This window comes from Collinsella sp., from assembly GCF_052346665.1.
Classification (GTDB): domain Bacteria; phylum Actinomycetota; class Coriobacteriia; order Coriobacteriales; family Coriobacteriaceae; genus Collinsella.
Genome location: NZ_DAWDUX010000005.1, coordinates 55,374 through 61,373, shown reverse-complemented (window position 1 = coordinate 61,373; position 6,000 = coordinate 55,374). Strand labels below are relative to the sequence as shown.

8 protein-coding genes and 5 tRNA genes are annotated in these 6,000 nt (G+C 57.8%); all 13 read right to left on the bottom strand.

The annotated features are described in order from the left end of the window. Positions 1 to 351: permease prefix domain 1-containing protein (locus ACT8II_RS01815; RefSeq protein ID WP_443812878.1), on the bottom strand; the 351-nt coding region annotated here is incomplete at its 3' end. Further along, positions 348 to 680, bottom strand: a complete 333-nt coding sequence (locus tag ACT8II_RS01810; protein ID WP_443812877.1) for a PadR family transcriptional regulator — start codon at positions 678 to 680, stop codon at positions 348 to 350. The genes ACT8II_RS01810 and ACT8II_RS01815, both read right to left, overlap by 4 nt. Positions 681 to 907: 227 nt before the next feature. Beyond that, positions 908 to 1,618: a 50S ribosomal protein L1 gene (gene rplA / locus ACT8II_RS01805; RefSeq protein WP_443812876.1), complete on the bottom strand. Its 711-nt coding sequence runs from the start codon at positions 1,616 to 1,618 to the stop codon at positions 908 to 910. Positions 1,619 to 1,713: 95 nt separating this feature from the next. Next, positions 1,714 to 2,142 carry a 50S ribosomal protein L11 gene (gene rplK / locus ACT8II_RS01800; RefSeq protein WP_443812875.1) on the bottom strand — a complete coding sequence of 143 codons (429 nt, stop codon included), beginning with the start codon at positions 2,140 to 2,142 and terminating at the stop codon, positions 1,714 to 1,716. Between the two features lie 127 nt (positions 2,143 to 2,269). After that, entirely contained in the window at positions 2,270 to 2,809 is a 540-nt protein-coding gene (gene nusG / locus ACT8II_RS01795) for a transcription termination/antitermination protein NusG (protein WP_443812874.1), read from the bottom strand. A 4-nt stretch (positions 2,810 to 2,813) separates the two neighbouring features. Next, positions 2,814 to 3,068, bottom strand: coding sequence for a preprotein translocase subunit SecE (gene secE / locus ACT8II_RS01790; protein WP_443812873.1), 255 nt, complete (start codon positions 3,066 to 3,068; stop codon positions 2,814 to 2,816). A gap of 75 nt (positions 3,069 to 3,143) precedes the next feature. After that, positions 3,144 to 3,219 (bottom strand) — tRNA-Trp (locus ACT8II_RS01785). Between the two features lie 14 nt (positions 3,220 to 3,233). Continuing rightward, on the bottom strand, positions 3,234 to 3,383 hold the full coding sequence (gene rpmG / locus ACT8II_RS01780) for a 50S ribosomal protein L33 (protein WP_006720939.1): 150 nt from the start codon (positions 3,381 to 3,383) through the stop codon (positions 3,234 to 3,236). Positions 3,384 to 3,648: 265 nt separating this feature from the next. Beyond that, positions 3,649 to 4,839: an elongation factor Tu gene (gene tuf, locus ACT8II_RS01775; RefSeq protein WP_118654303.1), complete on the bottom strand. Its 1,191-nt coding sequence runs from the start codon at positions 4,837 to 4,839 to the stop codon at positions 3,649 to 3,651. A 96-nt stretch (positions 4,840 to 4,935) separates the two neighbouring features. After that, positions 4,936 to 5,012: transfer RNA gene (locus ACT8II_RS01770), tRNA-Met, on the bottom strand. A gap of 3 nt (positions 5,013 to 5,015) precedes the next feature. Continuing rightward, positions 5,016 to 5,091, bottom strand: a tRNA-Thr gene (locus ACT8II_RS01765). A gap of 5 nt (positions 5,092 to 5,096) precedes the next feature. After that, a tRNA-Tyr gene (locus tag ACT8II_RS01760) sits at positions 5,097 to 5,180 on the bottom strand. Positions 5,181 to 5,902: 722 nt separating this feature from the next. Then, a tRNA-Thr gene (locus ACT8II_RS01755) sits at positions 5,903 to 5,977 on the bottom strand. Positions 5,978 to 6,000: the final 23 nt, after the last annotated feature.

The following is a 6,000-nucleotide window of genomic DNA, read 5'->3' as shown; positions in this document are numbered from 1 at the left end:
GCGCGCCGCATCTTCGCCTTCGGCAGCACCCGTCTGCACGGCAGCGGCGATGCCACCATTCGAACCGGCGCATTCTGCCTCATCAGAGTCCCCTTCAACGCCCGCGGCAGGCACGGCCCCCTCATCGCTGGCAGCTTCCGCGTCAGACGGCTCTTCGGCAAACACATCGTCCAAGCTCGTAAAGCTCTCCTTGGTGCGGGCAAGCGCCTCATCCTCGGACATGCCGCCCGCAACCAGGTCCTCATAACGCGCCACGAGATTACCGTAGATCTCCTCTTTGAGCTCGATGTTCTCGGCCGTGAGCACCTTGCCTTGAAACAGGTGCTCCACGTACATGCGCAACTCGTTCATTGTGCGCTCCTTTCCTGCACCAACAAGCGATCGACAATCTGGCGCACATGGACCCAGCGATCCGTCGCCTCCGTTAGTTCCTGCAGCCCCTCGGCCGTTATGCGATAGTACTTGCGCCGCGCGCCTTGGGTCTCGTTGCCCCAGTAGCTATCGACAAACCCCTGACCCTCCAGGCGTTTGAGGCTCGTGTAGAGCGAGGGCTCCTTCATCTCATACTCACCTTGGCTAAGCGTTGAGATTGATTTGAGAATCTCGTACCCATAGCCGTCCCGGCTCGAAAGGATTTTGAGAATAATTGCATCGATATTCCCGCGGATCAAATCGCTCACGGCATCTCTTGTTGCCACATCGGTCACCTCCCCAGACTCTTGGTTGATACCGCTACTGTAACACAGAGTACTATGTGTGTCGATGTATTCTGTATTACAGTCTAGTCATTAGGCTGAACTTGCAATCAAGTTGCAATCGTCAAGGACTGTGAGTGGCGAACAAAAAAACCCGACTCGCAGATGCGAGCCGGGTTTTCCGAGTCGAAATGAGTTAAGCGAAGTATCGCTTAGGCCTCCATGAAGTTGCGCTGGACGGCGGAGTCGACCTTCACGCCAGGGCCCATGGTGGAGGACACGGAGATGCTCTTGACGTACTTGCCCTTGGCGGAAGCCGGCTTGACGCGCAGGATCTCGGTGTAGAGGGCAGCGTAGTTCTCGACGAGCTTCTGGTCGTCGAAGGAGATGCGGCCCAGCGGAACGTGGCAGATGCCGTAGCGGTCGGCGCGATACTCAACGCGGCCGGCCTTGAGCTCGCCAACCATCTTGGCGACATCCATGGTCACGGTGCCGAGCTTAGGGTTGGGCATGAGGCCACGGGGGCCGAGGATCTTACCAATGCGACCAACCTTGGCCATCATCATCGGGGTAGCGATGGCGGCATCGAAGTTGATCTCGCCCTTCTGGATCTGAGCGATGAGCTCGTCGGAACCGATGACATCGGCGCCCGCCTCAGCAGCCTGCTCGGCCTGAGCGCCCTCGGCGAAGACGGCAACACGGACGGTCTTACCAGTGCCGTGGGGCAGAGAAATGGAACCACGGATGTTCTGGTCGGCCTTGCGGGTGTCGATGCCAAGGCGGAAGTGAGCCTCAACGGTCTCGTCGAAGTTGGCGCTAGCCATCTCCTTGACGAGCTTGACAGCCTCGAGCGGGGTGTAGACGGAAGCGCGATCGACCTTAGCGGCGGCCTCACGGAACTTCTTGCCATGCTTAACAGCCATGTTATTACCTCCTGTGGTACAAACGGGGTCATACCCCTCCCACATCAGTCACGCACCCGTATGGTGCATGAATTACCAAAGAAACGACGAGTTAGTTACTCGGCGATGGTGACGCCCATGGAACGGGCAGTGCCGGCGACGATCTTCTTGGCGGCGTCGAGGTCGTTAGCGTTGAGGTCGGGCATCTTGATCTCAGCGATCTTGGTGAGCTGCTCGTCAGAGAGCTGGCCAACCTTGTCGCGCTGGGGAACAGCGGAGCCACCCTTAAGGCCGAGCTCCTTCTTGATGAGGTGGGCCGCCGGAGGGGTCTTGCACACGAAATCAAAGGTGCGGTCCTCGAAAACGCTGATGACGACCGGGATGATGTCGCCCATCTTGTCCTGCGTGGCAGCGTTGAATGCCTGGCAGAACTGCATGATGTTGACCTGAGCAGCACCGAGGGCGGGGCCCACGGGAGGAGCAGGATTGGCCTTGCCGGCCGGGATCTGAAGCTTGATGACGGTGGCGATCTTCTTCTCTGCCATGTCACACCTTCCTTGAACGTGAAGTGTCTGAATCATATATCGTCAGCGCACGTTCGCTAGAAGCACGGACTCCGATGAGCAGTCGGGACCGAAGCGCTCAAGCGCGGACAAACAACGGGAATGAGCTTTAAGCGATGACCGTGATCTGATCAAAGCTGAGCTCGACGGGAGTCTCGCGGCCGAAGATCATCAGAGTGACCTTGACCTTGGCGACGTCGGGCATGACCTCGGAGACCTTGCCGTCGAAGTCGGCCAGCGGGCCGGAGATGACGCGAACGGAGGAGCCAACCTCGATATCGACAACGGCACGCTTGGGAGCTGCTGCGCTCTTGTCGTCCTTGCGCATCATCTTGTTGTACTCATCACGAGAAAGCGGAGCGGGCTTGCCGCTGCCGCCGAGGAAACCAGTGACACCAGGGGTATTGCGAACGCACGTCCAGGCATCGTCATCCATCTCCATGCGGACCAACACATAGCCCGGGAAGATCTTGACATCCTTCTCGTCGCGCTTGCCGCCCTCTTTGAGCTCGGTGACGCGCTCCGTGGGGATCTGGATATCAAAGATGCGATCCTGCATGCCCATCGTCTCGATGCGGTGCTCAAGATCGGACTTAACGCGATTCTCGTACCCGGAGTAGGTGTGAACGACGTACCAACGCTTGGACATCAAATTACCCCCTCAGACCTGCGAAGAGCACGAGGCCCTCGCCAATAACGAGATCGAGGACAGCGATGACAACGCCAACGACGATCAGCGAGGCGCAGACGGCCACGGTGTAGTTGACGAGCTCGCTCTTGGAAGGCCACACAACGCGCTTCATCTCAGAGCGGACAGAGGTCATGTATGCCTTGCCACGAGCAATGAGGCCAGGCTTCGCGTCTGACTTCTTTGCCTTAGCGGGCTTGGTGCTCTTCTTGTTTGCCATGCTGGCTTACCTCCGCGCGTTTGCGCCTATACATTAGAAACCGTAAGCCTCCGAAGAGGCTTACGGATTACAGACTGGCACGCCAGGAAGGACTCGAACCCTCAACAGACGGTTTTGGAGACCGTTGCTCTACCAATTGAACTACTGGCGTGTATGCGAAAGAGACTAGCGGGTCTCCTTGTGCAGCGTATGCTTCTTGCACCACGGGCAATACTTCTTGATCTCCATGCGATCAGGCATGTTTGCCTTGTTCTTGGTGGTCGTGTAATTACGACGCTTGCACTCGGTGCAAGCCAGGGTAACCATAGTGCGCATGTATCTAAACCTCCATGTACTGCCCCGTTGCGGGCACGGTCGCTAACAATACCATCATCTTGGTAATGCTGTCAATCCCATTGGTATTACCGCGTCTATTCTGCAAATGAGATTCACAACTCTTATACAAAAGGCCGTGAAAAGCAGCACAGACGTGAGAATACCCAACACCTTTGGCGCGTTAGGTACGAGACTGGCAGAAAAAAGACCCGGCACCAAATGCGGCGCCGGGTCCCTTAAGTACGCCTAGATCAGCGAGTGTAGGTTACTCGATGATGGTGGAGACGATACCAGAACCCACGGTGTGACCACCCTCGCGGATAGCGAAGCGCAGGCCCTCCTCCATGGCGATCGGGTGAATGAGCTCGCCGGTAATGGTGATGTGGTCACCAGGCATAGCCATCTCGGTGCCCTCAGGCAGCTTCACGGTACCAGTCACGTCGGTGGTACGGAAGTAGAACTGGGGACGATAACCATCGAAGAACGGGGTGTGACGGCCACCCTCGTCCTTGGTCAGGACGTAGATCTCGCCAGTGAACTTGGTGTGAGGGGTAACGGAACCCGGCTTGCAGAGAACCTGGCCGCGCTCGATCTCCTCACGCTTGATGCCGCGGAGCAGCAGGCCGACGTTGTCGCCAGCCTCGCAGAAGTCCATGGACTTGCGGAACATCTCGATGCCGGTGCAGACCGTGGACTTGGTCTCCTTGATACCGACGATCTCAACGTTCTCGTTGAGCTTGAGCTCACCGCGCTCGACACGACCGGTAGCGACGGTACCACGACCGGAGATGGTCATGACGTCCTCAACGGCCATCAGGAACGGCTTCTCGTTGTCGCGCTCAGGCGTCGGGATGTACTCGTCAACAGCCTTCATGAGCTCGCGGACGGAATCCATCCACTTCTCCTCGCCGTTGAGGGCGCCGAGAGCGGAACCACGGATGATCGGCAGGTCGTCTCCCGGGAACTCGTACTCGGAGAGGAGGTCACGGGTCTCCATCTCGACGAGGTCAATGAGCTCCTCGTCGTCGACCATGTCGCACTTGTTCAGGAACACGACGATGTAAGGAACGCCGACCTGACGGGCGAGCAGGATGTGCTCGCGGGTCTGGGCCATCGGGCCGTCGGTAGCGGCGATAACGAGGATAGCGCCGTCCATCTGGGCAGCACCGGAAATCATGTTCTTGACGTAGTCGGCGTGGCCGGGGCAGTCAACGTGAGCGTAGTGACGAGTGGCGGTCTCGTACTCAACGTGGGAAACGGAGATCGTAATGCCGCGCTCGCGCTCCTCGGGAGCCTTGTCGATGTTCTCGAAGGCGGTGAAGTCGGCCTTGCAGCCCTCGGTCTCAGACAGAGTCTTGGTGATGGCAGCGGTCAGGGTCGTCTTACCGTGGTCAACGTGACCGATGGTGCCGATGTTAACATGCGGCTTAGTGCGCTCAAACTTTTCCTTGGCCATGAAGCCCTCCTTCTGGAAAAGGTTGCCCCCTTTTGGAGCAAGTCCCTACTTAACTTAAGCGGCCCCCTCGTTTCCTCGGAAGCCGCCCTAGTTACCTGGTAGCGGTGACTGGATTCGAACCAGTGACAACACGGGTATGAACCGTGCGCTCTGACCAACTGAGCTACACCGCCAGATGGAGCCTGCAACCAGACTTGAACTGGTGACCTCTTCGTTACCAACGAAGTGCTCTACCGACTGAGCTATACAGGCCTGACTGGTGGGGATGATAGGACTCGAACCTATGAACCCAGAGGGAGCGGATTTACAGTCCGCCGCAGTTGCCGCTGTGCCACATCCCCAGTCTGTCAAACTCAACCACGGTCCTTGGTTTCCCTCGTTGCGTGCTCGAGCGAATGGAATAATAAAACGTGAAAACCGGCCATGTCAACAAAAGCTTTTATATACACGTGTCCGGGCGTATCGCATTGCAGGTCAATGGCCATATTCTTGATGTGTTGGACCTGTGATTGTCTCTCTCTCAGCTCATGTGCACGCATGTTCCGTGCAAGCACTTTAGGAGGATGCAGCGCTGGGGCGTGATGTCCGTACAGATCTGTGCTCGGCTCGATAGGATCCCGTGCTCGGCCGAATCCCGTGCTCGGTAGGATCTCGTGCTCGGTGTGAGAAAACGTTGGTTTGAAATGACCCTGGTATTTCAAACCCATGATAAATCACATTACCAGGCCCTTTTATGTGAGGAATCCGCAGTTTGAAATGTCCCAGCTGTTTCAAACTGCGGATTCCTCACACTGCGCCCGGGCAACGGGACAGATTCCGGCCCGTCATAGCAGAAAGCCCGGCACCGCAAATGGCACCGGACTTCTCACCTCAATGGAGCCAGCGACAGGAATCGCCGGACGGCTAGCGCCACCCTCCTTCCGCTGCGGGCCTCACGGCCCTTGCGCGCTGCGCTGGCCAACGCTTCGCATTGCCTCAGCTCCGCGCCCGCAACCGGGTTCGATTCCGGCCCGTCATAGCAGAAAGCCCGGCACCGCAAATGGCACCGGACTTCTCACCTCAATGGAGCCAGCGACAGGAATCGAACCCGCAACCCACTGATTACAAATCAGTTGCTCTACCGTTGAGCCACGCTGGCACGCTTGGCACGTTCGCACATGC

Bases quoted from the DNA above. Each gene is read 5' to 3' on its own strand.
- rplA (WP_443812876.1), bottom strand. From the start codon at position 1,618: ATGGCTGTTAAGCATGGCAAGAAGTTCCGTGAGGCCGCCGCTAAGGTC.
- rplK (WP_443812875.1), bottom strand. From the start codon at position 2,142: ATGGCAGAGAAGAAGATCGCCACCGTCATCAAGCTTCAGATCCCGGCC.
- nusG (WP_443812874.1), bottom strand. From the start codon at position 2,809: ATGTCCAAGCGTTGGTACGTCGTTCACACCTACTCCGGGTACGAGAAT.
- secE (WP_443812873.1), bottom strand. From the start codon at position 3,068: ATGGCAAACAAGAAGAGCACCAAGCCCGCTAAGGCAAAGAAGTCAGAC.
- rpmG (WP_006720939.1), bottom strand. From the start codon at position 3,383: ATGCGCACTATGGTTACCCTGGCTTGCACCGAGTGCAAGCGTCGTAAT.
- tuf (WP_118654303.1), bottom strand. From the start codon at position 4,839: ATGGCCAAGGAAAAGTTTGAGCGCACTAAGCCGCATGTTAACATCGGC.